The sequence below is a fragment of the Bacteroidales bacterium genome, assembly GCA_035299085.1.
Classification (GTDB): domain Bacteria; phylum Bacteroidota; class Bacteroidia; order Bacteroidales; family UBA10428; genus UBA5072.
Map to the genome: position 1 here is coordinate 46,344 of DATGXG010000022.1, position 26,274 is coordinate 72,617.

Below are 26,274 nucleotides of genomic sequence, written 5' to 3' on the forward strand. Positions count from 1 at the left end.
CATGGGACGGCTTCATTGCTTTTTATTTTTTTTCTTCGGTTTTGTTTCACTGCATTCATTTTTGCTTTCGCAGGATATGCCTGTAAAGGAAGTTAACCCGGTTATTGTTGAATCCAACCGTAAGTTTTTTACCGATGATCAGATTATAAGAAATGTGATTGTAAAGCCGGCACTTGCCGAACAATACACGGGACTTGCTGAAATGCTCGGGAAAACAAGCTCGGTGAATATCCGGAATTACGGTGCTGCAGGTTCACTTGCATCGATATCCATGCAGGGAACAGGAAGCAACCATACCCTTGTAACGTGGAACGGAATTCCGCTTAATTCACCCACGACAGGTCAGGCGGATCTTTCGCTGATACCCACAGCATTTGTTCAAAGCGTTGATGTGATTAACGGTGCATCGGGCAGTCTTTTCGGAAGTGGCACTTTCGGAGGAACAGTGAACCTGGATAATCAACCCGATTGGAATAACAGGGCATCCGCACAGTATATTTTCAATGCGGGCAGCTTCGGCTCTTTCGGAAATCATCTTTTTCTTAAGGCCGGCAACCGACACCTCCAATATCAGTTGTCTGCCATGCAGGCCGTGGCAAAAAATGATTTCAGATACAGGGACCATTACCGTTTTGAAGATCCGTATATTACTAACAGCCATAATGCATACAGGTCGTTCGGTTTACTCCAGAATGCATGGATTAACCTTGAAAAGGCAGGAACCATAGAAGCAGGAATCTGGTACCAGCTAAAATCGCTACAACTTCCGGCACTTATGGGTTCCTATAAATCAAGTCAGGCTGATCAAAAGGACAGTGTTTTCAGAACCTTCGTGAATTATAGCAAAAAATGGGACAAGTCAGCTTTAACCATCCGTACCGCTTATCTTTCAGATTTTCTCAACTACAGGGATAAATCAGAAACTGATTCAACATGGACCCTTGACTCAAAAATCGCAACAAGCCGGTTCATCAGTGAGGCGGATTACAGGATTTTCATTACATCCAACCTGGTGGCCGGAGGTGGAATTAACTATAACTACCTGGCCGGCCGTTCAAATAATTACGGCGGTTTGGTAAAAGAAAATGAATATGCCCTTTACGGCGGGTTGAAGTACATTTTGAAAAAGATCATTCTGAACACAGCTGTTAGAAAAACATTTTATGAAGGCTTAAATCCTGATCCCCAATTCTCTGCCGGAATTCGTTACCAGGTAAGTGACCGTTTCAATGTACGATCTGCTTATTCAACCAAATTCAGAAGGCCGGGTTTCAATGAAAAATACTGGCGTCCGGGTGGTAATCCCGAATTGAACCCTGAAAAGGGAAGGGGAGTTGACATATCTTTTGAATATACTTGCAGAGACGCGATGCATCAGACAGACGCGATAAATCGCGTCTCTACGGCTGCATCTCGATCATCATTCATCAATGCCAGGATCACAGGTTATTACCAAACCGTGGATAACTGGATACAGTGGATCATGCGCGATTCAATAACCCCGGTTGAATATAAAAAAGTCAAAGCCGGTGGAATTGAAAGCTGGATTGATTTCGGAGTAACAAGCGGTGACTATTCTATCAATGGTTCTTTAAATTATAATTTTCACCATTCGGTCATTGCACGAACTTTTGACGATAAAGAAATTTACAGGGGCAAACAATTAATATACACGCCACGACACACGTTCAGGATGAACACCGAGATTCATCGCAAAGGAATCATGGCCGGTGTATTTACATCCTATACAGGAAAAAGAGAAACAGTTGAAACAGCTGATCGTGCCGTTCAATTGCCCTCTTATTGGACTATTGACCTGACAACAGGAATAGAAAAGCAGATCAATCAAATCCCTATAGCGCTTTTTTTCCGGGTTGAGAATATACTCGATCAATCGTATGAAGTAATCCGGTCATACCCGATGCCTGGCAGAAGCTATCACATTACCGCCTCGGTAGGCTTTTCACACAATCAATCGAAATAAATACCTGTCTTATGAAATACTTGATTTTAATGTTGCTTCCATTGTTCTGTATTTTTGTGTCGTGCGAAAAAGATGATCCAACAAATACCGACACGGGATATTCCAAAGGAATTTTTATTGTTAACGAAGGTTCATATAATGCGAACAATGGCTCAATAAGCCATATGAAGAATGAAACCAGCGAAGTTGAAAATTACATTTTTGATGCGGTCAACGGGCGTTCCGCTGGGGATATACTGCAATCCTTTTCAGTGGCGAATGACACCCTGGGCATTTTAGTTGTAAATAATTCGGCAAAGATTGAGATCGTTAACCTGAAAACTTTTGCTGTAATTAAAGAACCTTTGCCAATCGAATATCCAAGGTATTTTATCCAGGCAGATGCCGGTAAAGGATATGTTTCAGCCGGAAGAATGCAGGGATATCTACATGTGATCAACCTGTCAACCTTAACTGAAACCGATAGCATTAAAGTGGGCTACGGGCCGGAAATTATGGTAAAATCGGGTAATGATGTATTGGTGGCAAACAGCGGGGGTTGGGCATCCGATTCTACTGTCTATGTTGTTGATCCCGTCTCAGACGCAATCACCGATACGTTTTATACCGAAAAATGCCCGGTTGATATGGCCCTTGACAATGAAGGGAACATTTGGGTATATTGCAAGGGATATACTAACTACACGGATATTGAAACAGGATCGTTTCTTCAGAAAATCGACGCTTCTACGGGGAATGTATTGTGGCAACAACAGGTGGGTACGGCGCTCGATTACTCTTCCACACCTGCCAAATTAGCCATTTCGGATGACGGAAACAGTATGTATTATTTACGTCCTGACGGCATTTATAAACTCAATCCGGCATCGCCGGTGATTGCCGGTGCTCCTTTCCTGACAGGCAATTTTTATGGTGTCGATGTTAATCCTGAAAACGGGCATGTATACGTTTTTGAATCCGTATTTTCAGGAAGCGGAACCATGAAAATAGTTGATTCCACAGGCAATATAATTAAAGAAGTCTCTGTAGGCATAGGTCCGAGCAGTGCCATATTCAGGCTGTAGGCTGTAGGCTGTAGACAGCAGGCGGTAAATTATAACCTATAGCCTATAGTCTATAGTCTATAGTCTTTTTTTTGGTACCTTTACCGAATGATTAACTGCCTGAAAATCCGCCATACAATAGTATTGATTTTGATTCTTTTTTGTATCGGGAGTGGGTTGAAGGCGCAATTAACAAGGCCCGGAAGTCCGATTCCGGCAAGTTCCAGTGAACTTTCTGAATTACAGGTTATTAGTATTCCTGTTTCAACAGCCCTTGTTAAGGAAGCCATGCAATCCCGGGATACTTCCTATCTAAAAATGGCTTCTTCAGGCTTGCTGATCGATCTAGACTATTCACCTGAAAACTCCGGCACTTGGGATACTCTCAATGATGGCATGAAAATCTGGAGAATAGCCTTTCATGTGGAGGGTGCAGCGGTATTGAACCTGATCTTCACGCCATGGACGATTGAAAAAGGCGTAAAGGTTTTCACGAGCGACAGGAACCGCGAACAGATCCACGGGGCCTACACCGATTTGAATAACAAGCGGATTAATATGCTTGCCACATCGGAGATAACCGGTGATGTAATCGTTGTTGAAATGCAGGTTCCCGTGTGGTGTAAAAATTACGGATCATTTGGCATTTCAGGCATGGGCTGCGATTTCAAAAGAAGTAATTCGCTCACAACCGAAAAAGATGGCTGGTACGGTTGGGCCGGCCTTTGCAATGTGGATATAAATTGTACTTCGAACGCCCTGGTTCAGAAATTAAAAAATTCGGTTGTTCGAATTGTATATAAGGGTCATGAACGGTGCACAGGCGTACTTATAAACAATACAGGACAGGACGGCGTCAATTATGTTCTTACCGCAGGGCATTGCCTTACAAAGGAGGAAAATGCCAATACTGCGGTGTTTTATTTTCAGTATGAAAGTCCGTATTGCAATGGTCCCGACGGATATACCGGGAAATCAATATCCGGAGCCACAATAAGAGCCCGAAGCAGCAAGGTTGATTTCGCACTTGTAGAACTTCTGGAGCCCATTCCTTTGTCGTTTCATCCTTATTATGCCGGATGGGACAAAACTGGAAATATTCCTCAATCAGGTATCACGATTCACCATCCGCTCGGCGATGTAAAAAAGGTGTCTGCCGAGGAAAATCCTCTTGTTAAGTCAACTTTCGGGGGACAATATGATCCTGACAAGCACTGGATGATAAGGCATTGGGAATCAGGCACCACTGAGCCCGGGTCATCCGGGGCTCCTTTCTTTGATCAGTCGGGGCGGATCAGGGGAACGCTTACCGGGGGACTAGCCACCTGTGAAAGCCCGGTGGAAGATTATTTTGAAATGTTCAGTCATGACTGGATTGATTACCCGGCTCCTGAAAACCAGCTTGCCGTTTGGCTCGATCCACAAAATACACAACCTTCTATTCTTGACGGGTATGATCCCTATTCTGACTTCTGGGCAACCGGAGATACACTGAATCACATCAGTAAAGATGAAACGCTTGTTTCTGCTCCTTCCGGCCGCGACCTTACTCAATTCGCCGAGCAATTCAGCGAATCAGAAAGTAAAATGATTTCCGGGCTTATATTGGATGTTGCGAAAAGCTATGCTGCAGCTGAAGACCGGTATATTAAAGTGAAAATTTGGAGTGGAGGTGACAAACCCGGAAATGTGGTTTATGAACAGACAGTATTCCTGGCTGACCTTTCGGGGGAAGGAAGAAATTTTATTTCATTTGATTCCGTGGTATCAGCGGGTAAATCGTTTTTTGCAGGGTATGAACTGTTCCCCGATGAACCTGCCGACACTTTTGCCACTTACATGGTTAATGACAGGCCATCCGGACAAAATACAGCTTTTGTGTATGATGGAATATCCTGGTTGACGATGACCGGTTATACATCTGTAAATTCTTCTTTTGCCATTTTTCCCGTAGTTTTCAATTCGGGTGCTATTCCCGCTGAAAACCTGCAGGACCCGGATATTATTGTGTATCCGAATCCGGCCACCTCTTTTCTCAGGATACAGTTTAGTCATATCACCACAGCCCCTGTAACAATCAGTTTATACAATTTTCAGGGCCAGCTTGTTTATGAAAAAGAATTCCAGGCCTACCAGCATATTATTCCGGTTTCATTGAAACCGTTATCGGACGGTGCGTACATAGTGAAAATACTGCAGGAGAACAAAACAAGTTTTTTGAAAGTCAGCATTGTAAAATAAGTTATGGAATTATGTTAACTTTTTAGTACACAAAAAGGTAACTTTTCCCTTAAAACTCAGTAAAAACAGGAACTTATAGCCTTGTTATGCTGAGAAATTACATCATCATTCTGCTGGGTATTTTCCTTATCGGGAATCTGCATGCTCAGCAACAATCAGAAACCCCAAGAAAACTGGTAGTCCGGGGAATTTCAGAATACCAGATGGAGCCGCTTTCAAGGGCCAATATTAACCTGTATGAAGGAAGCAATAAAATTAAAACCATTCAAAGCGGTTCTGACGGAAGCTTTTCATTAGACCTTGAAATGAATAAGCAATACGTGATTGAAGTGGAGAAAGACGGATTGGTGGGCAAGAAAATCAGCTTTAATACCCAGCTTCCTGACGATGAAAAAGGTACCTGGATGAATGAATTTTCGGTAAATCTCGTTAAACCCTGCAAGGGCATTGACTATTCGATATTAAAAGAGCCGGTGGATAAGGTAGCCTTTGATTCACGCAGACGTGAATTCATTTCGGACAAAAATTATGTAAACAGTATGCGGCCGAAAATTGAGGACCTCATGGTAAAAACCGATCAGTGCCAGCTTTCGGAATATGAAAATGTGGTTAAAAAAGCGGACCAGGCTGCAAAGGCAAATAACCTTACAGAAGCCCTGAATTTATATCGTGAAGCACAGAGCATTTATCCCACTGAAGAATACCCGGTGAAACGAATAGGTGAAATCAATAATGTAATTAACCGGCAACAGGGTTCTGCTGAAGCCTATAAGAAACTGATTGCGGATGCCGATGCATTGGCGTCACAGGGTAAACTTGCTGATGCGCTTCAGAAATATAACCAGGCCAGTGCATTCAACCCGCAGGAAACCTATCCGAAGCAAAAAGCAGCGGAATTGCAGAACACCCTTGCTCAACAGCAGGCTGCCAGGCAGGCACAGCAATCTGTAGATGACAAATATAACCAGGCAATGGCAAAGGCAAGTGTTGCCTACACAAAGAAAGATTATACTGCTGCAAAACAGTTTTACCAGGAAGCTCTCACTGTGAAGCCTTCTGAAGCTCTGCCGAAAAGCAGGGTCCAGGAAATTGAAACGATTCAGGCTAAGCAGGCTGCTGAATTAGCCGCCAGGAATGCAGAAGCCCAGAAAAAAGAAGCTTTTGAAAAAGAATATATTGGCCTGGTTGAACAGGCTGATGCACTCTTTAAGGCAAAGAAATTTGAAGAAGCCAAAACAGCTTATGTAAAGGCCTGTGAGATGAAACCTTCCGAATCCTATCCTGCCCAAAGAATCAAGTCGGCCAACACAGCCATTGCATCTGAAAAAGCTGCCGCAGATAAAGTTAAAAATGACAGCTATGATAATGCAATGACATCCGGTAATAATGCTCTTGCAAAAGAGCAGTTCGCAATGGCAAAGGATGCCTTTCAGAAGGCCTTGGCAGTAAAGCCGGATGATGCCGATGCAAAAAGTAAACTTGCTGAAACAGACTGGCTGTCGGATGAATTCAGTAAGCGCAAAGCCGCCGGAGAGCAGTATAATAGCGCTATCCAGGCGGGTGACGCATTTATGGCGCAGAAAAACTGGAATTCTGCAAGGGAATCATATAATAAAGCCCTTGCCATCAGACCGGATGATAAAACCGCATTGTCAAGGATCACTGCCGTAGATAATTCAGTTGCCGCCGAACAGGCTGCACTTTTGAAGACAAAAAACGATGGTTTTAATACAGCCATGGCAGCCGGTAATGTAGCCCTAAGCAAAAATCAGTTTACCGAAGCGAAAGCGGCTTATCAAAAGGCTCTTTCTATTAAACCTGACGAACAGGCAGCCAAAGATAAAATAACGGAAACCGATCGTCTTGCTGCTGCCTACCAGAAACAAAAGGAATTGAATGATCAGTATGCTAAGGTAATTGCTACAGCAGATGGTTACATGGCATCAAAGAAACTTGAGGATGCCAGGAATTCATACCAGCAGGCCCTTGCCCTTAAACCGGAAGATTCATATGCACAAAGCAAAATAGCATCAATAGATAACTCGATAGCTGCTGAGAATGCTGCCAGGCTGAAATCGGTTGAGGATAGTTACAAGGCTGCCGTAGGTGCTGCTCAAACTGCAATAACGCAAAAGACATATACCCAGGCAAAAGAGTTCATACAGAAAGCACTTGCTGTGAAGCCGGGAGATGCATATGCTACGGCAAAATCTGCTGAAATCGACAGACTGATTGCCGATCAGAAAAAGAAAGAGGAACAGGATAAGCTGTTGGCGCAACAGTATAATGACAAGATATCCTCTGCTGACAAACTTTTTGGAAGTAAAGATTATCCTGCCGCCAGGTCAGGTTATACAGCTGCACTTGCTATAAAGCCCGGTGATGCCTACGCAAATCAAAAAATCACTGAAATTGATAACCTTGTTGCTGCCGAAGCATTATCTAAACAACAGAAACTTGAATCGGATTTCACACAGGCTATGAGCCAGGGAAGTGCTGCAACTCTGGCAAAAAATTATCCTGCAGCTCAGGAAGCATTCCAGAAAGCTCTTGCCTTAAAACCTGCTGATAATAATGCCCGGCAAAAGCTAAATGAAACGCTGGCACTGATTAAACAGGAGCAGGAAAGGGTGTTGGCTGAGCAGAACAAAAAGAAGAAATTCGATGAAACTGTTAAAGCTGCCGATCAGCTGTTTAACCAGAAAAACTGGAACGGAGCCAAAACAACTTATGAACAGGCCCTTGCTTTATATCCTGCAGAAAGCTACCCGCGACAGAAGCTTGATGAGATAAAGAAAACGGTGGATGAACAAAACCGCATCATGGCTGAAAATGCAGCCCGTGAAAACGCTTTCAGCCTGGCCATGGCATCAGGAGATAAATTCTACCTTGCCAAAGACTATGATCAGGCCAAAAATGAATATACCCGTGCATCAGGAATTAAGCCTGACGCTGCACAGCCGAAGACCAAACTGGCCGAGATAGAAAAGCTGATTGCACAGAGGCAAAAAGAGCAGGCTGACGCCAAAGCAAGGACTGCTGCCTATACTGCAGCCATGAATACCGGTAATGATGCCTTTACAAAAAAGGATTATGTTACTGCAAAAGCTTCTTATACCGAAGCGTTAAAACAAATTCCGGGAGATGCCCTGGCACTCGACCAGATAAAGAAGACGGATTATGTCATGGCTGAAGCTGAGAAAATCAGACAGGCTGCCGAAGCAAAGAAAGCTGCCTTTGAATCGCTCATCGGCACAGCGGATCAGGCATTCGATGGCGCCCGTTATGCCATGGCAAAGGAGAATTATCAGAAGGCACTTGCTATTGATCCTTCAAGTGCCTATGCTAAACAGCGCATTGCCCGAATTGATGAGATCAATAAAATGCTGAGCCAGGCACCACCAAAAACAAATACACAGGCAGCAGCCGTCACACAAAAAACGGGGCAGGGTGCTCAATTAGCTGAACTGAATTTTAAAAACGAATCAGAAAGACAGCTATATTTGAATGAATTGAAGAACAAATATCCTGAAGGCATAACGCTTGAAAAATATAAACAACAATATAAAATAATATTCAGGTATATCGTCATCCGTGATAACGAAGCACAGGAATTCAGGCAGGTTAAATATACTTCCTACCAGGATCAGCAGTTCTCGGTAAATGGAAAACCGATTACCCAACAGTATTTTCTTTCACAAACTAAGGTAAGACAGGGCGAAAGCTTTAAGGAAATAGAAATGTAATGAGGCAGATTGGTATTTTAATTGTTTTGATAATTTTATTGGGTTCCTGCAGGCCTCCCGTACAAAGTCCCGATAACCTTAAGCAGTCTGATTCTCCCCAGCTTCTTGCGGTGCATTACGCCGGTGGTTTTGAAATGACTGACGTCGATACCGGGATCCTGCTCACTGTGAGAAATCCATGGCAACATTCAACCGGGGTCGAATACCGTTACCTGCTGTCAAACAGGGTTCAGAAATCAGAAATAAAAAGTGAAAACTTTACAATAGTTAAAACGCCTGTAACAAGGATTATTTGCCTTTCAACCACTCATATTGGCTTTATTCAGTTTTTTCATAAAGCCAGTTCAATCATTGGTATATCAGGTAAGGATTATGTTGTTAATGATTCGGTCAGAGACGGTATTGCTGAAAACAGGATTTTTGATGTCGGTTACGATGAAAATCTGAATTATGAACTGATCCTGCGCCTCAGACCCGATGTTGTATTTGCTTACGGTGTGAATGTTTCTGTTACAAATACAGTACGAAAGCTGAATGAATTGGGTATCCCTGTGATTCTGATTGGTGAATACCTTGAGCAGGACCCATTGGGAAAAATGGAATGGGTGAAAGTATTCGGAGCCTGTTACGGCATGGGTAAAACGGTAAGCGAACGTTTTGATTCAGTGACTGCCAATTATAACCAGTTTAAAGAGCTGGCTTCTAAAGAAGGGCAAAAACCATCCGTACTTCTTGGATTGCCATGGAGGGGAAGCTGGTACGTTTCGGGATCTAAAAGCTATATAGCACGACTTATAAGCGATGCAGGCGGACAGTATATTTGGGGAAACCTGAATTACAACGAGAGTGTGCCGGTGGCGCTTGAAAAAATATATGAAAATGCGCTGACTGCCGAGTACTGGATTAATCCCGGTGAGGCACGTTCAATAATTGATGTGATTTCGGTGGATGAACGGTTTAAACTACTTCCGGCCCTAACCAGTGGGAAAGTTTTCAATAATGACCGGTACATGAGCGCTTCCGGAGGAAATGGATTTTATGAATCGGGCGTAACTGAACCCGACATAATACTTTCTGATCTTATTTATATTTTGCATCCGCATTTATTACCTTCGCATAACCTGAAATATTACAGGAAGCTTCAATAAAACTCTGCAATGGATTTTGAACATCCGAAAAAGTCCGGATTTGATAAAAGAACGGCATTCCTGTTTTTAATCCTCGGATTGGTTCTGTTATTCTTTGGCATGCTTGATATTATGAGCGGAACGGTTCACATTCCGGCCAGGGATATCTTAGGAATATTGTCAGGATCTTCACCGGAAAACCGCGTATGGAGCTCGATTCTTTTTGAATTCAGGATTCCGAAAACCATTGTTGCTGTATTAGCCGGGGCGGCTCTTGCAGTAAGCGGTTTGCAAATGCAGACAGTTTTCAGAAACCCCCTTGCCGGACCGGATGTATTAGGAGTTACTTCAGGTGCAAGCCTGGGTGTTGCCATTGTGGTGATGGGATTCGGGAATTTTTTCGTTTCAAGACACCTGGGTTATGCAGGGAGCTGGATGCAGATTATTGCAGCATGGATTGGTGCGGGTATCGTTCTTACTCTCATTATGATCGTTTCGGTTAGGGTAGGAGACATTATGACAATCCTTATTCTTGGTATACTTTTCGGAAGTGCTACTTCTGCCATAGTGAATCTTATGCAGTATTTCAGCCAGCAATCAGTTTTAAAATCATTTGTGATATGGTCAATGGGTAACCTGGGCAATTTAACGGCAACTCAAATTAAAGTACTTGCTGCCAGCCTGTTGATAGGATTCCTGTTTACGCTTTTCACGTTAAAAATGATGAATGCCATTATGCTTGGCGAACGGTATTCGACATCCATGGGAATCAACGTTAAGGTTGCCCGTACATTGATTTTTCTGTCAACCAGCATTTTATCCGGAAGCATAACTGCTTTTTGCGGACCATTGGCTTTTATTGGAATAGCTGTACCACACCTGGCAAGGCTCATCTTTTCAACCGCCAACCATTTTATTCTGATACCAGCATCCTTGATGCTTGGTGCCCTATTGATGCTTGTTGCCGACCTGATATCACAGCTTCCGGGTTCAGGTGTCATTCTTCCGGTTAATAGCGTCACTGCATTACTGGGTATCCCAATTATTATCTGGGTAATTTTATACAATAAGAGGCTCGTTCATGTCAACTGAAGCCATAAATAATAAAAGGCATTCAGGCCATGCCGTAACGTTGAAAGATCTTCAGATCGGATATCAGACGCGGAACAGCCGGAAAGTTGTTTTGGGTCCTGTCAATGCTGAAATTGCCCATGCTGAAATGGTAGGCATTGTGGGCAGAAACGGGATAGGGAAGAGCACATTGCTGCGCTCTGTTGCCGGAATACACAACCTGATCTCGGGAGAGATAACCGTTAATGGCAGGTCCTTGCATGAACTTTCCCTGCGTAACAGGGCAAAGATTATGAGTTATGTATCCACTGACCCTGTTCAAGCCTTTCAGATAAGGGTACATGAACTCATAGCAATGGGAAGGATTCCCTATACGGGTTGGTTCGGTAAAATGAGTCCTGAAGATTCCGAAGCCGTTCAGAATGCAGTCAGGCTTACCGGATTGGAGAAATTTTTGAAAAAATCTGTACACGAGCTCAGTGATGGCGAAAGGCAAAAAGTAATGATCGCCAGGGCGCTTGCCCAGGACACTCCGGTTATAATTCTTGATGAACCGACCGCTTTTCTTGACGTGCCTTCACGGTATGAAATTCTTAGAATTCTTTCCGATTTGTCAGTTAAGAACGGAAAAACAATACTGTTTTCAACACATGACCTGTCCCTTGCAATGGATATTGCCGATAAAATATGGCTTTTGGCGGAAAATACTATTTTTCAGGGGGCACCTGAAGATTTGTTAATTAGTAATGTATTTCGTAAATTGTTTCTAAATTCGCCCGCTGAATTTGACACAAAAACATCTTCTTTTCGTTTCAGAAAAGAACCGACTAAAGAAATGGTCTTGCAGGGACATAGCAAGTACAGGACGTTGACAAAGAAGGCATTAGAAAGAGCCGGTTTTCATTGTTCTGATGAAGAAGGCAGCGTAATGATCCGAATGGAAGAGCATGATGGTAAACCGGTATGGTGTTTGCAGAGAATTGCAGGTGAAGCCATTGAATTTTATTCAATTTATGATCTGGTTGGTTTTCTAAAATTTTCCACATAGTTTAAATTCATAGTCATGAATACATTGAAAAAAATTGTCTCCTACATCCTGATCGGATGCGTGCTGTTATTCACCATATTGGCTATATTGGGGATCTGGGATATTATTGATCTCAGAAATATTATGATGAACAGCATCTTCTCCTTGATAGTAATTTTTGCCGCTTCAGCAATTATTCTGTTTATTTACACAGTATTTATGAAAGATTCTGATCAGCCAAATCCCTGATCAAACGCGAGATAAGTTTTTTAATTCCATGTTATCCATACTTATTCCTGTTTATAATTTTAACGTCGTAAAACTGGTTACTGAGCTTCACAGGCAGGCTACAAAAACAGGTATTCCTTTTGAAATAATAATCCTCGACGATTGTTCTTCATCGCTTTTGCGTGATCAGAACAAGGATATCGGAAATCTGCCGGATGTCCGTTTCTATGAGCTTGAAAAAAATATAGGCCGCTCACGGATAAGAAACCGGCTGGCCGAAATGTCCGTTTACCAGTCGCTGCTTTTCATGGATTGCGATTCTGAAGTGGCATGTGACAATTATATTGAAAAATACCTGCCCTATTGCCATCACGAAATAGTGGTTTGTGGTGGTAATATATATCATTCAGACCCTCCCGAAGATCCGGAATACCAGTTAAGATGGCTTTATGGGATACATCGTGAACAGAAACCGGCTGCTATCAGAAACCTGAATCCATACAGGTCATTTATGACAAATAACTTTCTGATTTCGAAATCGGTTTTTCTGAAAATAAAATTTGACGAAACCATAGTGCAATATGGACATGAAGATACCCTATTCGGCCTTGAATTAAAGAAGAACGGGATTAAAATAAAGCATATTGATAATCCGCTTTACCATATTGGACTTGAAATCTCCATGGAATTTCTGAAGAAAACATCTTCAGCGATCGAAAACCTGTTGATTTTATTGAAAGAGGGTAAAATTCAGAAAACCGATATCCGCGACATCCGTTTGCTCAGGGCATATGGAATGATTAGAAAATACCGGATGGTCAAGAGTTATCTTGCTTTTTACAACCTGATTTCAAATTCGGTCATGCGGAATCTTCTGGGTCATAATCCTGGAATGTTTGCTTTTGAGCTTTACAAACTCTCAATTATTTCAAGCCTGATCGCTAAAAACAAGATTGCTATTTAGTCAGAAGGCTTAAATCAAGGCTGTAACCCAGGGCTAAAATATAGGCAGTAACAGGATCGTTTGAATTAATCTCCCTGTCAATTCCATATTTGAGGGCTACGGAGTGAACCTTTTTTATTTGGTATTCAAGCCCTACCCATGATCGCATACCCTTTATTCCGTCTTTGCTGTCAACAAACAATTCACTGTCGATAAAAGGAACAAGCGGAATACCTTTTATATCATATTCAAGTGATATTTTATGCCTGTGCCGGAAACCACTGAAAAGATAATCGTTTTCATTCTTTTCAACTTTTGCCGATTGCAGGCGTAACCGGTAACCTGCCGTAAACCGGTTGAAACCGAACCGGAAGGCCATATCCGAATACAAGCCGTTTCTCCATGAATAATCATCTGCATTCTCATAATCCGCTTCGATCCTGTAAAAGATACCAGCCCTGAAATACTTGCTAAACCGGTATGAGAAGCCAAAGTCGTTGATTTCTCGACTCAGCAGGGAGCTGTTTTCGCGGAATCGGACTTCTTCTTCAACCTGGAACTTTGTATTGCGCAAAAATTCAATACTTACCGAAGCCGAGGGCCAAACCTGGAAGTCGCGTTGCTGTGCTTTCCCTGAAAATGAAAGAATCAACAGGCAAAAGAAAGCGGGTATGTTTACTGATTTTTGATGCATATTGTAAGTAAATCACTAATCATCATCATCTCCGCCGGCATAGGCATTGTCGCTTTCATCGGCAGCATTTATCCTGTTCCCGGTTTCATAATAGTAAATTATGATCCTAGCTGTATCTCTGAGGAAATCGATTTTACCAATGTCTATACGGTTTATTTTCAGGCCTGTACGCTCTTCAAGGTCCTTTATCAGTTCTTGTTTTTTAGAGGCATGAATGAGATCGATTTTTTCATAAGTAATCTGCTTGGATGATTCGTGCTTCAAAAGCCAGAGTTTCTCCAAACCGTAAATTATAAAAGCCAGAACCAGGTTGGTAAACAGTAATTCAGCCCAGCTGATCTTCTTATTGGAAAGGGCATTGATTACCGAAATTCCGATTAATATAAACAGGTACGTCATCTCCTTGATGGGAATGGAGAAAGTTCTGTACCTGAGAATACCAAAAATGGCAAAAAGGCCGAAAGCAAATCCGAGCTGCAATTTTACATTCTCAAGCAGGGTGCAAAGAAGGAAGATTAATATGCTGATCAATATAAAAGCGAACAAATAGTCCTTTCTGCGCGTGACAGGATAATACAATACCCTGACTATAAGAAGCACCATGATCATATTCAATCCAAACCGAAGCATCAATTCGGTAAGGTTGCTGATATGAATGATATCCAGTCCCAAAAAAGTGAAATCCTCTATTTTAAGCAGATAATTCAACATGACTTAATTTATTAATGAGGTTTACGGTATGCTTGAAATTGTTGATTTTCGGGGTCCTGTTTAATAATGAAACTCCAAGGCAGTATTTGCTGAATGATTCAGGATGCAGGCCGTATTGCCGCAATGCTTTAAAAATCAAACTTTGGCGACTGGCTTTACTTTGCTTCACTTCAATAATAACAAGGTCAGTGAGCCTTACTTTATTGGTATTGTCATTAAATACAAGGTTAAAGTCAACTGTTACCCTTTCGCTGAAATTATAATCCACAAGAGTAAAACGATTAAACCGGTTGGTAAGAATTATACTCAGGTCATCGGGATGGTATGGAGTTGCATTTTTCACAAAACTTCCGAAATCCTGATCGTTGGTATGAATCTGAATTCGTTCTTTTTTAACCCGACCTTTATTATTCTTGAACTTTACTTCAATGAATTTTATAGCTGATTCAACGTATTCGCGCTGCCGTACCTTATAACGGTTTGGCCTGCCGTTATGGTGGTCAAAATACATATTCAGGCCGGGTGTGTCAAAATAATCCGTCTGGTAATTAAAGGCCTTCATTTCTTTAATTGTAAGGACATAATAACCTGAAGAAAGGCATTGCAGGATAGCAGGCAAAGTGCAGAAAGGAAGGACGAATTTACTGTCGATACGGTCCATGAGTTTAACCTGGTCCATTTCGGACAGCGATACCGGCTTAAATTCCCTGACTAAATCGGTAACCGTGTCAAACAGATTATCCTCCACTATGCTATTTTAAAATAATGATATCCGGAAGTCTAACATCTTTGTTCCGGCCGGTGATCGTTACCTTCTGCATGACAGCAATTTTATGCTGGGTAGGATAATAGGCCGAATCCTGAGAGTAGGCATAAATAGTGTAATCACCTTCCCTGAGGTAATCAAACCGGTATGCACCGTTATAATTTGTAGTTGTTTTATCTCCGTAAACGTCATCGTCACCATAAACGATGAAAACGTCTTCGTCAGTGGCATAGTATTGTTCAATGAGAGTGGTGAAATTCGAATTATACTTCTTTACAAGCACTTTTCCGGTAATGGATGATGTTCCACCCTGACCTTCCTCTTTTTCACAGGAAATGAACACGAAAAGTGTAAAAAGCACAAAGAATGAGTACAGTAATTTTCTGCTCATAGAATTAATTTCAGTTATAGTACCTTAAACGTGTATGAAACCGTACTGGTTTCATAAATATTAAGCGTCGATGCGTGCGTATTTGGCATGCTTCTCAATGAATTCGCGACGGGGAGGAACATCATCACCCATGAGCATTGAGAAAACACGATCCGCTTCAGCAGCACTTTCAATTGTCACCAACCGGAGAGTACGTTTTTCAGGATTCATAGTGGTTTCCCAAAGTTGTTCGGAATTCATTTCTCCGAGACCTTTATAACGCTGAACATGGACACTTCCGTCTTTTCCCTTGCCGAGTTCTTCGACAATAGATCTTCTCTCTTCCTCTGTCCAGCAATATCTCTCGGTTTTACCTTTTTTAATGAGGTACAACGGGGGAGTAGCAATGTATAAATGGCCATTCTTGATAAGATCCTCCATATGGCGGTAGAAGAAAGTCATCATGAGCGTTGTAATGTGGGAACCGTCAACGTCGGCATCCGTCATGATGATTACCTTATGATATCTCAGTCTGTCAAGATTTAACGCTTTGCTGTCATCTTCCGTACCCACCGTAACACCAAGCGCAGTATAGATATTCCTGATTTCCTCGTTTTCAAAAATTTTATGAGGCATTGCTTTTTCGACATTCAGGATTTTACCCCGGAGAGGCAAAATAGCCTGGAAATGCCTGTCTCTGCCCTGTTTTGCCGTTCCACCTGCTGAATCACCCTCAACAAAGTAGATTTCACACATACCCGGATCTCTTTCAGAACAGTCAGCCAGTTTTCCAGGCAATCCTGATCCTGAAAGCACACCTTTCCGTTGCACAAGTTCGCGGGCCTTACGGGCTGCATGTCGTGCCTGGGCAGCCAGAATGACCTTCTGGACAATGGTCCGGGCATCTTTCGGATTTTCCTCAAGATAATTGGCAAGCGCAGCTGAAATAGCCGTGTCAACAAATCCCATCACATCTGAGTTGCCGAGCTTGGTTTTTGTCTGACCCTCAAACTGCGGTTCAGCAACCTTTATGGAGATTACAGCGGTTAGTCCTTCCCTGAAATCATCACCGCTGATATCAAATTTCAGCTTTGAAATCATGCCTGATTTTTCAGCATAGGCTTTCAGGGTGCGGGTAAGTCCTCTTCTGAAACCTGCGAGGTGTGTTCCCCCTTCTATCGTATTTATATTATTTACATATGAAAACACATTCTCCGAAAAGGATGTATTGTACTGCATGGCTACCTCAACAGGCACCTCAGCCTTACTGTTCTCAATATGGATGATATCGGTAAGTTTTTCTCTGTTCTCATCAAGAAGGGTAACGAATTCTGCCAGCCCTTTTTCAGAATAGAATGTTTCCTTGCGAAAATGGCTGGTTCCACCTCCGTTCTCTTCCATTTCACGGCGGTCGGTTATTTCAAGCCTGATTCCTTTGTTAAGAAAAGCAAGTTCACGCAGGCGTGTAGAAAGTATTTCAAAATTATATTCAACCGTGTTGAAAATGTCGGCGTCAGGCTTGAATGTAATTTCAGTCCCTGTGCGCTCACAGGTTCCGGTTTCTTTAACCGGATACAGCGGTTTACCCCGTTCGAATTCCTGCTGGTAAATCTTACCATTTATATACACAACGGCCTTCAGGTGAACTGATAATGCATTAACGCAGGAAACGCCCACGCCGTGAAGCCCGCCAGAAACTTTATAGGAATCTTTATTGAATTTTCCCCCGGCATGCAAAACAGTCAGTACAACTTCAAGTGCCGAACGTTTTTCCTTTTCCATCATTCCCACAGGAATACCGCGGCCATCGTCATTTACAGTGATGGAACCATCCTCGTTGATTGTTACATCAATATTTTTGCAATAACCTGCAAGCGCTTCGTCAATTGAATTGTCAACCACCTCATAAACCAGGTGGTGAAGTCCTTTAACACTGATATCACCGATATACATTGCCGGACGTTTCCGGACAGCCTCTAAACCTTCAAGAACTTGTATACTTTCGGCTGAATATTCATTAACAGTATCGTTTTTTGAAATCTTCTCCTCGAATCCAGAATTACTCATAATTAAACCTCTGATCAATATGTAATTAAAAACATTTGCCGAAAGGCATTTTTACTTTCGGAAATAAAGCCCGTAAAGATACAAAAAATCCGCGTAGGATAATGTTTTTGGGCATTCCGGTGAAACGTTATTATCAACAAAGAATCAACACTGGTTTTGTTTCATTTATGGTACTCCATGTGTGTACTTTTTGCCTTCGGATATTTTTCAGATATTACTAAAAACTTTTTCTAATTTTAACAAAGGCAAACCTAATAAATAAGAAACATGGACCTTTCACATTTTATTGCAGAACCGGGGAAATTTAAGTCGCTTAAAGATTTTGCAACCGACCATACTCATGGTGTGGAAAGTAAGAATGACGCCAAAGACCGGATGAAGGCCTACATTGATGAAATGCAGGATTTACAGGATAAGTTATATGCCAGGAACAGTTATGCGGTTCTGATAATTTTCCAGGCGATGGATGCAGCAGGGAAGGACAGTACAATCAAACATGTTATGTCGGGAATTAACCCACAGGGATGCCAGGTGTACAGTTTCAAACAGCCTTCAGTTGAAGAACTTGATCATGATTTCCTGTGGCGTACAACGCGCTGTCTGCCTGAGAGAGGACGTATCGGCATTTTCAACCGGTCATATTATGAAGAAGTTCTTGTTGTTAAGGTTCATCCTGGGATCCTCCTGAACCAGGGTCTGCCGGGAATTGAAAAGGCAGGCAAAGACAATAAAAATCTGTGGGAAGGCCGTTATGAAAGCATCAATAATTTTGAACATCACGCGGTCAGAAACGGTACAGAGATTATTAAATTCTTCCTTAATGTATCTAAAGAGGAGCAAGCTGACCGCTTTCTGAAAAGAATTGATAAACCTGAAAAAAACTGGAAATTTTCACTTGGCGACCTTGAAGAAAGAAAATATTGGGATGATTACCAGGATGCCTATGAAACCATGATAAAGGAAACATCCACAAAGCATGCTCCCTGGTATATAATACCGGCCGATAAAAAATGGTATATGCGGCTTGCTGTTGCTGAAGTTATACTGGAACGATTCAGAAACCTGCAATTAACGTATCCTGAATTAAGCCGGCAGCAGGTTGAAGAAATAGAGAAAGCAAGACAGATACTCACATCTGAAACAAGCCGTTAGGATATCAGCTTTCTTTTTTACCTGTAAGATCAGCTATTTTAATTCTTAGCTGTTCAATTTCCTGGTTGAGCATTTCTTCGTTTGTGGCAGATTCTTCAGCCAGTTTTACAAGTTCATCTTCACGCCTTGATGACTCTTCATGGGCAGCCATGAGTTCTTCCATGCTTTTTCTGATCCGTTCCTCGTTTTCGGCTAAATCACGGGCTTGCTGTGTTGACTGCTCAATCAGCCGTTTCAGCCTTTTATTCGATTGTTCTGTAAGAATGGTTGATGAAAAAGTCTCAAGCAGCTTTTCAATAAATGTGATGCGATAACCCTTGATTTTCTTGAAGGAACCAAGCTCAATAACGCCAATGCATTCATTGTTAACAACCAGGGGGCCAAGGATCAAATGCTTAACCGGCATGCTTCCTAGACCTGAATTCACAGTGGAATACTTATCGCTTACATTGTCGATTTCAACAAATTTTCTGTCCTTGAAGCAACATCCTACATACCCTTCCCCTATTTTAAACTGTTGTTTTGATCGTTCACCTGACAGGCAGTACCCGGCAACCAGTTCAAGGCATGAGTTCGTTTCATCATCTTCATTTATAAGGAATACTCCTCCCTGTTGAGCCTCGACATAATCGGTCAGTTTTTCAATAAACAACCGGCATAATTCGTTAAGGTCTTCTCGGTTTTTGCTGATCAGATCAGAAAATATTCCAAGACCCTGGTTGAACCAGAGCAGGTTTTCCTGGTCTTTTTGCCTGACTATAAGCTCTCTTTTCTGAATTATAATTTCTGAATGCTGCTGTTCAAGTTGTTCCCTGGCCGCTTCAAGTTCCTTCGAACTTGCCTGGAATTTCTCTTCAATTGAGCGCTTTTGTCGCTCCTCTTGTGTTATCCGGCGCCTGATAATGAAAAATACAAGTCCCGCGAGCAATAATACGGCCAGTATTCTGAACCATAAAGTTGCCCAGAATGGCGGTCTGACCCTGATTTTTACAGATATGCCTTTTTCATTCCATGTGCCATCGCTGTTTGATGCGATAACTTTAAACCTGTACGTTTTATAAGGGAGATTGGTATAGGATACAAACCGCCGGTTGCCGGCATCAATCCATTCTTTGTCGAATCCTTCAAGCATGTATTTATAACGGTTTCTGAATGGATTTTCAAAATGCAGCGCTGAAAAATACAGCGTGAAATTGTTTTGTTTATGGTTCAGATTAATTTCATCAGCCACATTGATATGATCCTTAACAGGAGAATGATCACCCGGAATAACCGATACATTGCGGATTTGTATATCAGCAAGTATTATTTTCGGGGCAACAGTATCCAGTTTTACATCCTTAGGAAAAAAACTGTTGAATCCAAACTGTCCACCGAAAAACATTTCACCCTGGTTGCTTTCATAGAACGAGGTTCCGTTGAACTCGTTGCTCTGGAGTCCGTCTTCGATAGTAAACTGTTTAACTGACCGGTTTTTCTCATTGAATTTAAGGAGGCCGTTATTTGTGCTCATCCACAAATTCCCCTCAGCATCATCCAGTATCCCGTATACAACGGCCGTTTCCAGTTCGGGTATATCAGTGAAATGGGTAAAACTGCCGTCTGCCGGATTATACTTGTCTACGCCCTTGCCATAGGTGCCAATCCATAGACAGCCTTTGGAATCTTCATGGAAACAGAGTATTTCATTATGGATCAATGAATTTTTATTGGCGTCATCATGAAGATAGTGGATGAAGCCATCTGTTGAAGGGTCATATCGGTTTGCCCCCAGGTCCGTGGCGAGCCAGACGTTTCCTTTTGAATCTTCATAAATTCCGTAGACTGTGGTATTGCTTATACTGGTCTTATTTGAAGTATCGGGCAGATATTGCCTGCACTTGCCGGTCTGAATATCCATAATGGATAAACCCTTATCGGTGCCAACCCATAGTTTTCCATCGGTGCCTGTATAAAATGTGTAAATACGGTCACTGGTTACCGAAGCAGGATTTCCTTCCTCATACCGGAAATGAGTGAAGCTGACAGGCCTTCTGTTCTGATCGAGTATTACTTTATTGATACCGGCATCATCTGTGCCGATCCACAGGGTGCCTCTCGGGAACTCCTTTATGGCTCTAACCCTGTTGCTCGATAATCCGTTGGTGACACCGGTGTGATGGATCCAGTGAGTATATCTTTTGTTCGTCCGGTCAAGAATATGAAGACCATCCGATTTTGATCCCACCCATAAAACCCCCTGGTCATCCACATATATAGGATGAACATTCCTGAAAATCAGTTTTTCATTCGAATAGGGCACATAATCATATAAAACAAACTTGTCTTTTTTCGGACTGTAAATGTCAATCCCGTTTGAGCCTGCCCAAACAAGGCCTGCATAATCCATGAAAAGGGATAATACTTCGTTATTCTTTATGCTGTAAGGATTGAGGTGATCATAAATATAATTAACGAAAGTTCCTGATTCCGCCGATCCGATAAACAGCCCGCTACCGAACGTTGCAACCCATAAATTCCCGGCATTGTCTTCAAGAAGAGCTTTAACAGTCAGATCGGACGTATTATTGCTGTTTTTCAGGGAGGGCTTTTCTATAGTGCCGGTTTCCTTACGTAATAATGAAAGTCCGTTTTGAGTGCCGATCACTACATTATTTTGTTTGTCAACAAGCAGGCATGTTACCGGCTCATTCATTGCATACGCCCTGATATCGTTGTTTTCGGGTTCAAAGCTCAGTAAACCCTCATTTGTTCCTATCCAGACCGTTTTTTGATCCCTGATCACCGAATGAACGGTCATTTTATCGAGGGAGGAGAGTTTTTCAAATTTCTTTGAAACCAGCGTATAATCACCTGTTACATAATCAACCATATACAACCCGCTTCCTGTACCTGCCCAAAGATATTTTTTGTCATAAGGCATAATGCAATTGACAATGTTAACCGATTCTTCAGTGTTTTTTACATTAACGTTAATAGTGTAAAACCTGTCCTTTTTGCGGTCATACTTATTCAATCCGCCCCCGTTGGTGCCTATCCACAGGTTACCTGTTGAATCCTCGGCTATGCAAAGAATTCTTGAGTTCGAAATGCTAAAAGGATCTCCGGGCAATGGTTTGAATACAGTAAAGGTATACCCGTCATATTTATTCAGGCCATCGTCCGTACCTATCCACATAATGCCTTTGGAATCCTGAAAGATACAATTGGGTGAGCTTTGTGAAAGCCCGTCCTTAATTGAAATATTCGAGAATTTAATATTATCCTGTTGTCCGGAAACAGGAAAGCAATACGACAGCAGGATAAGAATCCCGGTAGAGAGTGTAAAATTCTTCAGGTTCATAGTTACAGAATCAGTCACAGGTAGAACAGTATAAATATAAAATAAAAACATTTATCACCAACCAGGGTATCTCGATCATATGATGCGAATTATTAACTTTGTTCAGTTTTACACTATGTTTCTCGATAGTATTTCCATAGTAAATTTTAAGAATTTCGCCCAGGCGGAGCTTTCTTTTTCGCCCCGGATAAATTGCTTTGTCGGTAATAATGGCGTCGGAAAAACGAATCTGCTTGATGCGATCCATTATTTGTGTTTATGCAAAAGTTATTTTAATCCTGTCGATTCTCAAAACATAAAGCATGATGAGGAATTTTCCGTGATCCAGGGGATATTCCCCGGAAATGAAAAGCCAAATGAGATTTTTTGCAGCATACATCATAATAAAAACAAGGTATTCAAGTGCAATAAGAAAGAATACGAAAAGCTGGCGCACCATATAGGTTCCTTTCCGGTTGTCATGATTTCGCCGCAGGATTCATCACTTATAATGGAAGGAAGTGAAGAAAGAAGACGATTCCTGAACAATGTGATCTCTCAGTATGACAGGACTTATCTCGAAGATGTACTGCAATACAACCGTGTTCTTGCACAACGTAATAAACTGCTTAAGGACACCTGGAATCAAAGGGGAAACCAGGATCTTATGGAAGTTTACGATGCCCAGATGGAAGTGCCTGCAGGCCGGATATTCCGGAGCCGTATGCTGTTTTCCGAAAAAATGATACCGGTTTTCAGGAAGTATTACCGGAAAATCGCAGCGGATCACGAGGAGGTGGATCTCCAGTACCAGTCGCAGCTCATGGATCAGAGTATCCTGGATTTGCTTAAACATTCAAGGGAGAAAGACAGAATCATGCAATATACCACCCAGGGGATTCATAAAGATGATTTGATACTTAAGCTAAACGGCTATCCTCTAAAAAAAACAGGTTCACAGGGACAGCAGAAAACTTTTCTGGTTACCCTGAAGCTGGCCCAGTTTGATTTCATTAAAGAAATGAGCCAGATCAGACCAATTCTTTTGCTTGATGATGTATTTGATAAGTTTGATGAGCAAAGGGTAAGACAGATTATAAGGCTTGTATCGGATGATCATTTCGGCCAGATATTTATTTCACACACCGATGAAGAAAAGATGCGTTCCATTCTGGAAGAGATGCACACCGAATTCAAGCTTTTCAGGGTGAATGACGGAAGAGTAGGGTGATGCTGGATATCAGGGATCAGGGATTAGTAACCGGTATAAGGAAAAGTTTTTATGAAATCTCTTAGGCCTTAATATCTTATTACTTAATTACTAACAGACTAACAAACTTCTTCATGCGTAAGAGCCAGACACAGAAAATCGGGGATGTAATCAGTGATTGCCTGAGGGAGCTTAGGATTGACAGGAAGCTCAAAGAAGTGAACCTTGTCAGCCAGTGGGAGACCATGATGGGGAAAACAGTGGCAGTAAGAACTGAAAAAATCTATATCAAGGGAAATACCCTTTATATAACAGTAACCTCGTCGGTTTTGAAAAGTGAATTACTGATGATGCGGCACCGGATTATCGAACGCCTGAATGAGCAGGCAGGGGAGAAGATAATTGAGAGTATTGTTATTAGATAAAATAAATTTACGATTTAACGATTTACGATTACCGAATAGTGACTGGTGACTAGTGACTGGTGACTGGTGACTGGTGACTGGTATAGTGACTGGTGACTGGTGACTGGTGACTGGTAACTGGTAATTGGATTTTGGATGCCTGCCTGCCGGCCGGCAGGCTGGTTACTGGATGTCTCCGGTCCTATAGGTCTCATAGGTCTCATAGGTCGCATAGGTCCCAGGGATGAACACCGAACACCGAACACTGATTTAAGATTTAAGAAGTTTGGCCAACAGCAACCTAAAGCCTAATTGCCTAAAGCCTAATAGCGATTCAACCACCGATACCTTCTTGCGTTGTCCCCGAATTTCACTGCGCCCATTATCTCATGTGATCCGAGTGTACGGGCACCGATTGCGTTAAAGGTGTAGTCGAAAGCGTATCCGAAGTAATATTTATCAACACGCACACCTGCCATAATGATTGCAGAAGAACCTTTTCCTTTAAATGTTTCCTCAACGATGCTGTAACTGCCACCTGTGCGGTATGAAATTCCTGCCCAGTAATTTTCTTTCATGTACAATTTAACGTTCACATCAACCTGAGAAATAAACTTCTCTGTTGTTTTAAAAAGGAACGACGGCTCCATCAGCAAATCACGGCTCAGTTCAAACCTGTACCCGGCAGTGACAAAATAGTGACGGATCATTTTAAAACCAGGTCCTTCGGCATCAGCGCCGAGTTTTAGCGGCGTTTGGAAAAGCTGCATAGCTGAAATTCCGGCGTAAATGTGCTGATCTGTATAATATACGCCAAAATTCGCATCGGGAATAAAGGCTGATTTTTCAGTGTTAAATAACTTAGGATCATCTTCCTGTAAAAGTTTCATTTTATCATCATCGATCCTGAACTGGTAACCGGTGAGTGAAACTCCGAATGAAAGCTGTGATCTGTCGAAAGGTATATGGTAGGAATACGTTCCCTGGATGCCGGTGCGATTGAATGCTCCTGACCTGTCAGTAAATGCATATGCTCCGTAACCAACCCTGCCGCTTCTTGACATAACTCTTTTTCTCCGGCGGATGGAAGCAGATCTTGAAATATAGCTGTTTTTAAGAAGCCTTGTCTGGTAGCTCACGGCATAGGTGCTGGGAGCGTCTTTAAAACCTGCCCATTGTTCACGGGCCGTTAAATTTATAGCAGTATATCCTTCATGTCCTGCAACGGACGGATTCACTAAAAATCCATTCATCATATACTGACTGTAAACAGGTAATTGTTGTGAAAAAAGGGACTGGGATAACAGGGTCAGGATAATAGCGGTGTAAACGATATGAAAAACTCGGCGATTCATTTATCTGTCTTATTTTCTTTTCTTTCTTATACTCTTAACACGCGTCAAAGTTAGCATTGTTTGAGATCAATCAGCCTATTGATTTAGATCAATATATTTAAGCAATTCATAATCAGACTATTGGAACCAAGGTCCATTTTTTTCATATTTGACAAATTCACAGTTTTTTAGGACAAACTTTGAAACCTTAAAAACTATTTAAACAAAAGTGGAATTGGGATAATAACGGTGGAAATTTGCCATAACTTTTGAATCGATATCCGGACAGATATCAATTGCATGTTGGAAAACTACCGGATAACGTTGATATAACCGGTAAGCGGTTTCACATGTTTAACTTTAATATCGAGCACAAAGAAATACGCATCCATGGGTAAATTCTTTCCTCTCATATCCTGGCCCTTCCAGGGATTATTGGCAATGTCATCTGTTCTGAAAACAAGTCTTCCCCAGCGGTCATAGATCTCAATGACAGCGTCAGGAAAAAGTTCAATATTGGGAATTATCCATTCATCGTTTTTATTATCATCACTGCCACCGTCTTCACCGGGTGTGATGGTATTGGGCATATTGCGGAACAGGAGAGCCGCATCGCAAACCTGGAGCATGAGAGTATCGCCTCCGCGACAGCCATTGGCATCCTTTACTTTTACCCAAACCATTTCGGGCTCTATTCTTCTGCCGTCAACGGTTATAGTATTGCTTATATCTCCTGTTGACCACTGGTATTCGTTAAATACACCCGGATCAAGGGTCATGGATTCAGTTCCGCAAAGTGTGGTGTCCTTGCCAATATAAACATCGGGCAGGGGG

20 protein-coding genes are annotated in these 26,274 nt (G+C 42.0%); 12 read left to right on the plus strand and 8 right to left on the minus strand.

What is annotated here, in order from left to right:
• Position 1 precedes the first annotated feature (1 nt).
• The 9 genes from VK179_06205 (at position 2) to VK179_06245 (ending at position 13,431) form a co-directional block, all read left to right on the plus strand.
• Complete coding sequence (locus tag VK179_06205) at positions 2-1,984, plus strand: TonB-dependent receptor (protein ID HLO58314.1); 1,983 nt, start codon at positions 2-4, stop codon at positions 1,982-1,984.
• Positions 1,985-1,995: 11 nt separating this feature from the next.
• Positions 1,996-3,048 carry a YncE family protein gene (locus tag VK179_06210; GenBank protein HLO58315.1) on the plus strand — a complete coding sequence of 351 codons (1,053 nt, stop codon included), beginning with the start codon at positions 1,996-1,998 and terminating at the stop codon, positions 3,046-3,048.
• A gap of 156 nt (positions 3,049-3,204) precedes the next feature.
• Positions 3,205-5,268: a T9SS type A sorting domain-containing protein gene (locus VK179_06215; GenBank protein HLO58316.1), complete on the plus strand. Its 2,064-nt coding sequence runs from the start codon at positions 3,205-3,207 to the stop codon at positions 5,266-5,268.
• 86 nt (positions 5,269-5,354) lie between these two features.
• On the plus strand, positions 5,355-9,014 hold the full coding sequence (locus VK179_06220) for a hypothetical protein (GenBank protein ID HLO58317.1): 3,660 nt from the start codon (positions 5,355-5,357) through the stop codon (positions 9,012-9,014).
• 26 nt (positions 9,015-9,040) lie between these two features.
• On the plus strand, positions 9,041-10,162 hold the full coding sequence (locus tag VK179_06225; GenBank protein ID HLO58318.1) for an ABC transporter substrate-binding protein: 1,122 nt from the start codon (positions 9,041-9,043) through the stop codon (positions 10,160-10,162).
• Positions 10,163-10,171: 9 nt separating this feature from the next.
• A complete protein-coding gene (locus VK179_06230) occupies positions 10,172-11,233 on the plus strand; it encodes an iron ABC transporter permease (GenBank protein ID HLO58319.1) in 1,062 nt (353 codons plus the stop codon).
• Positions 11,223-12,260 carry an ABC transporter ATP-binding protein gene (locus tag VK179_06235; GenBank protein HLO58320.1) on the plus strand — a complete coding sequence of 346 codons (1,038 nt, stop codon included), beginning with the start codon at positions 11,223-11,225 and terminating at the stop codon, positions 12,258-12,260. Before VK179_06230 ends, VK179_06235 begins: the two co-directional genes overlap by 11 nt.
• A 15-nt stretch (positions 12,261-12,275) precedes the next feature.
• The gene (locus VK179_06240; GenBank protein ID HLO58321.1) at positions 12,276-12,488 is read left to right on the plus strand and encodes a hypothetical protein; all 213 of its coding nucleotides are present in this window, start codon (positions 12,276-12,278) and stop codon (positions 12,486-12,488) included.
• A 28-nt stretch (positions 12,489-12,516) separates the two neighbouring features.
• Positions 12,517-13,431, plus strand: a complete 915-nt coding sequence (locus tag VK179_06245) for a glycosyltransferase (GenBank protein ID HLO58322.1) — start codon at positions 12,517-12,519, stop codon at positions 13,429-13,431.
• Here VK179_06245 and VK179_06250 read toward each other — a convergent pair.
• The 5 genes from VK179_06250 to gyrB are packed head-to-tail and all read right to left on the minus strand — an operon-like array spanning position 13,424 to position 18,018.
• Positions 13,424-14,104, minus strand: a complete 681-nt coding sequence (locus tag VK179_06250; protein ID HLO58323.1) for a DUF2490 domain-containing protein — start codon at positions 14,102-14,104, stop codon at positions 13,424-13,426. The genes VK179_06245 and VK179_06250 overlap by 8 nt on opposite strands.
• Before the next feature lie 15 nt (positions 14,105-14,119).
• Positions 14,120-14,815 (minus strand): DUF4956 domain-containing protein, encoded by a 696-nt coding sequence (locus VK179_06255; GenBank protein ID HLO58324.1) that lies wholly within the window; start codon positions 14,813-14,815, stop codon positions 14,120-14,122.
• Positions 14,796-15,563: a polyphosphate polymerase domain-containing protein gene (locus VK179_06260; protein ID HLO58325.1), complete on the minus strand. Its 768-nt coding sequence runs from the start codon at positions 15,561-15,563 to the stop codon at positions 14,796-14,798. Before VK179_06260 ends, VK179_06255 begins: the two co-directional genes overlap by 20 nt.
• Positions 15,564-15,567: 4 nt before the next feature.
• Positions 15,568-15,972: a hypothetical protein gene (locus VK179_06265; protein HLO58326.1), complete on the minus strand. Its 405-nt coding sequence runs from the start codon at positions 15,970-15,972 to the stop codon at positions 15,568-15,570.
• A 60-nt stretch (positions 15,973-16,032) separates the two neighbouring features.
• Entirely contained in the window at positions 16,033-18,018 is a 1,986-nt protein-coding gene (gyrB, locus tag VK179_06270) for a DNA topoisomerase (ATP-hydrolyzing) subunit B (protein ID HLO58327.1), read from the minus strand.
• A 267-nt stretch (positions 18,019-18,285) separates the two neighbouring features.
• Between gyrB and VK179_06275 the strand changes: the two genes are divergently transcribed.
• On the plus strand, positions 18,286-19,170 hold the full coding sequence (locus tag VK179_06275) for a polyphosphate kinase 2 family protein (protein ID HLO58328.1): 885 nt from the start codon (positions 18,286-18,288) through the stop codon (positions 19,168-19,170).
• A 4-nt stretch (positions 19,171-19,174) separates the two neighbouring features.
• Here the strand turns inward: VK179_06275 and VK179_06280 are convergent, their stop codons facing one another.
• Complete coding sequence (locus tag VK179_06280) at positions 19,175-22,513, minus strand: two-component regulator propeller domain-containing protein (protein ID HLO58329.1); 3,339 nt, start codon at positions 22,511-22,513, stop codon at positions 19,175-19,177.
• Positions 22,514-22,592: 79 nt separating this feature from the next.
• Between VK179_06280 and VK179_06285 the strand changes: the two genes are divergently transcribed.
• The gene (locus VK179_06285; GenBank protein ID HLO58330.1) at positions 22,593-23,723 is read left to right on the plus strand and encodes a DNA replication/repair protein RecF; all 1,131 of its coding nucleotides are present in this window, start codon (positions 22,593-22,595) and stop codon (positions 23,721-23,723) included.
• Positions 23,724-23,836: 113 nt separating this feature from the next.
• Positions 23,837-24,127, plus strand: coding sequence for a DUF721 domain-containing protein (locus VK179_06290; GenBank protein ID HLO58331.1), 291 nt, complete (start codon positions 23,837-23,839; stop codon positions 24,125-24,127).
• A gap of 302 nt (positions 24,128-24,429) precedes the next feature.
• Here VK179_06290 and VK179_06295 read toward each other — a convergent pair whose 3' ends face one another.
• Together VK179_06295 and VK179_06300 are read right to left on the minus strand one after the other, a co-directional pair.
• Entirely contained in the window at positions 24,430-25,461 is a 1,032-nt protein-coding gene (locus tag VK179_06295; protein HLO58332.1) for a type IX secretion system membrane protein PorP/SprF, read from the minus strand.
• 290 nt (positions 25,462-25,751) lie between these two features.
• Positions 25,752-26,274, minus strand: a 523-nt coding sequence (locus tag VK179_06300; protein ID HLO58333.1) for a gliding motility-associated C-terminal domain-containing protein, incomplete at its 5' end; no start/stop codon positions are given.

Coding starts and splice junctions, on each gene's coding strand:
- VK179_06205 (HLO58314.1), top strand. CDS start 2: ATGGGACGGCTTCATTGCTTTTTATTTTTTTTCTTCGGTTTTGTTTCA.
- VK179_06210 (HLO58315.1), top strand. CDS start 1,996: ATGAAATACTTGATTTTAATGTTGCTTCCATTGTTCTGTATTTTTGTG.
- VK179_06220 (HLO58317.1), top strand. CDS start 5,355: ATGCTGAGAAATTACATCATCATTCTGCTGGGTATTTTCCTTATCGGG.
- VK179_06230 (HLO58319.1), top strand. CDS start 10,172: ATGGATTTTGAACATCCGAAAAAGTCCGGATTTGATAAAAGAACGGCA.
- VK179_06235 (HLO58320.1), top strand. CDS start 11,223: ATGTCAACTGAAGCCATAAATAATAAAAGGCATTCAGGCCATGCCGTA.
- VK179_06240 (HLO58321.1), top strand. CDS start 12,276: ATGAATACATTGAAAAAAATTGTCTCCTACATCCTGATCGGATGCGTG.
- VK179_06245 (HLO58322.1), top strand. CDS start 12,517: ATGTTATCCATACTTATTCCTGTTTATAATTTTAACGTCGTAAAACTG.
- VK179_06250 (HLO58323.1), bottom strand. CDS start 14,104: ATGCATCAAAAATCAGTAAACATACCCGCTTTCTTTTGCCTGTTGATT.
- VK179_06255 (HLO58324.1), bottom strand. CDS start 14,815: ATGTTGAATTATCTGCTTAAAATAGAGGATTTCACTTTTTTGGGACTG.
- VK179_06265 (HLO58326.1), bottom strand. CDS start 15,972: ATGAGCAGAAAATTACTGTACTCATTCTTTGTGCTTTTTACACTTTTC.
- gyrB (HLO58327.1), bottom strand. CDS start 18,018: ATGAGTAATTCTGGATTCGAGGAGAAGATTTCAAAAAACGATACTGTT.
- VK179_06275 (HLO58328.1), top strand. CDS start 18,286: ATGGACCTTTCACATTTTATTGCAGAACCGGGGAAATTTAAGTCGCTT.
- VK179_06280 (HLO58329.1), bottom strand. CDS start 22,513: ATGAACCTGAAGAATTTTACACTCTCTACCGGGATTCTTATCCTGCTG.
- VK179_06285 (HLO58330.1), top strand. CDS start 22,593: ATGATGCGAATTATTAACTTTGTTCAGTTTTACACTATGTTTCTCGAT.
- VK179_06290 (HLO58331.1), top strand. CDS start 23,837: ATGCGTAAGAGCCAGACACAGAAAATCGGGGATGTAATCAGTGATTGC.
- VK179_06295 (HLO58332.1), bottom strand. CDS start 25,461: ATGAATCGCCGAGTTTTTCATATCGTTTACACCGCTATTATCCTGACC.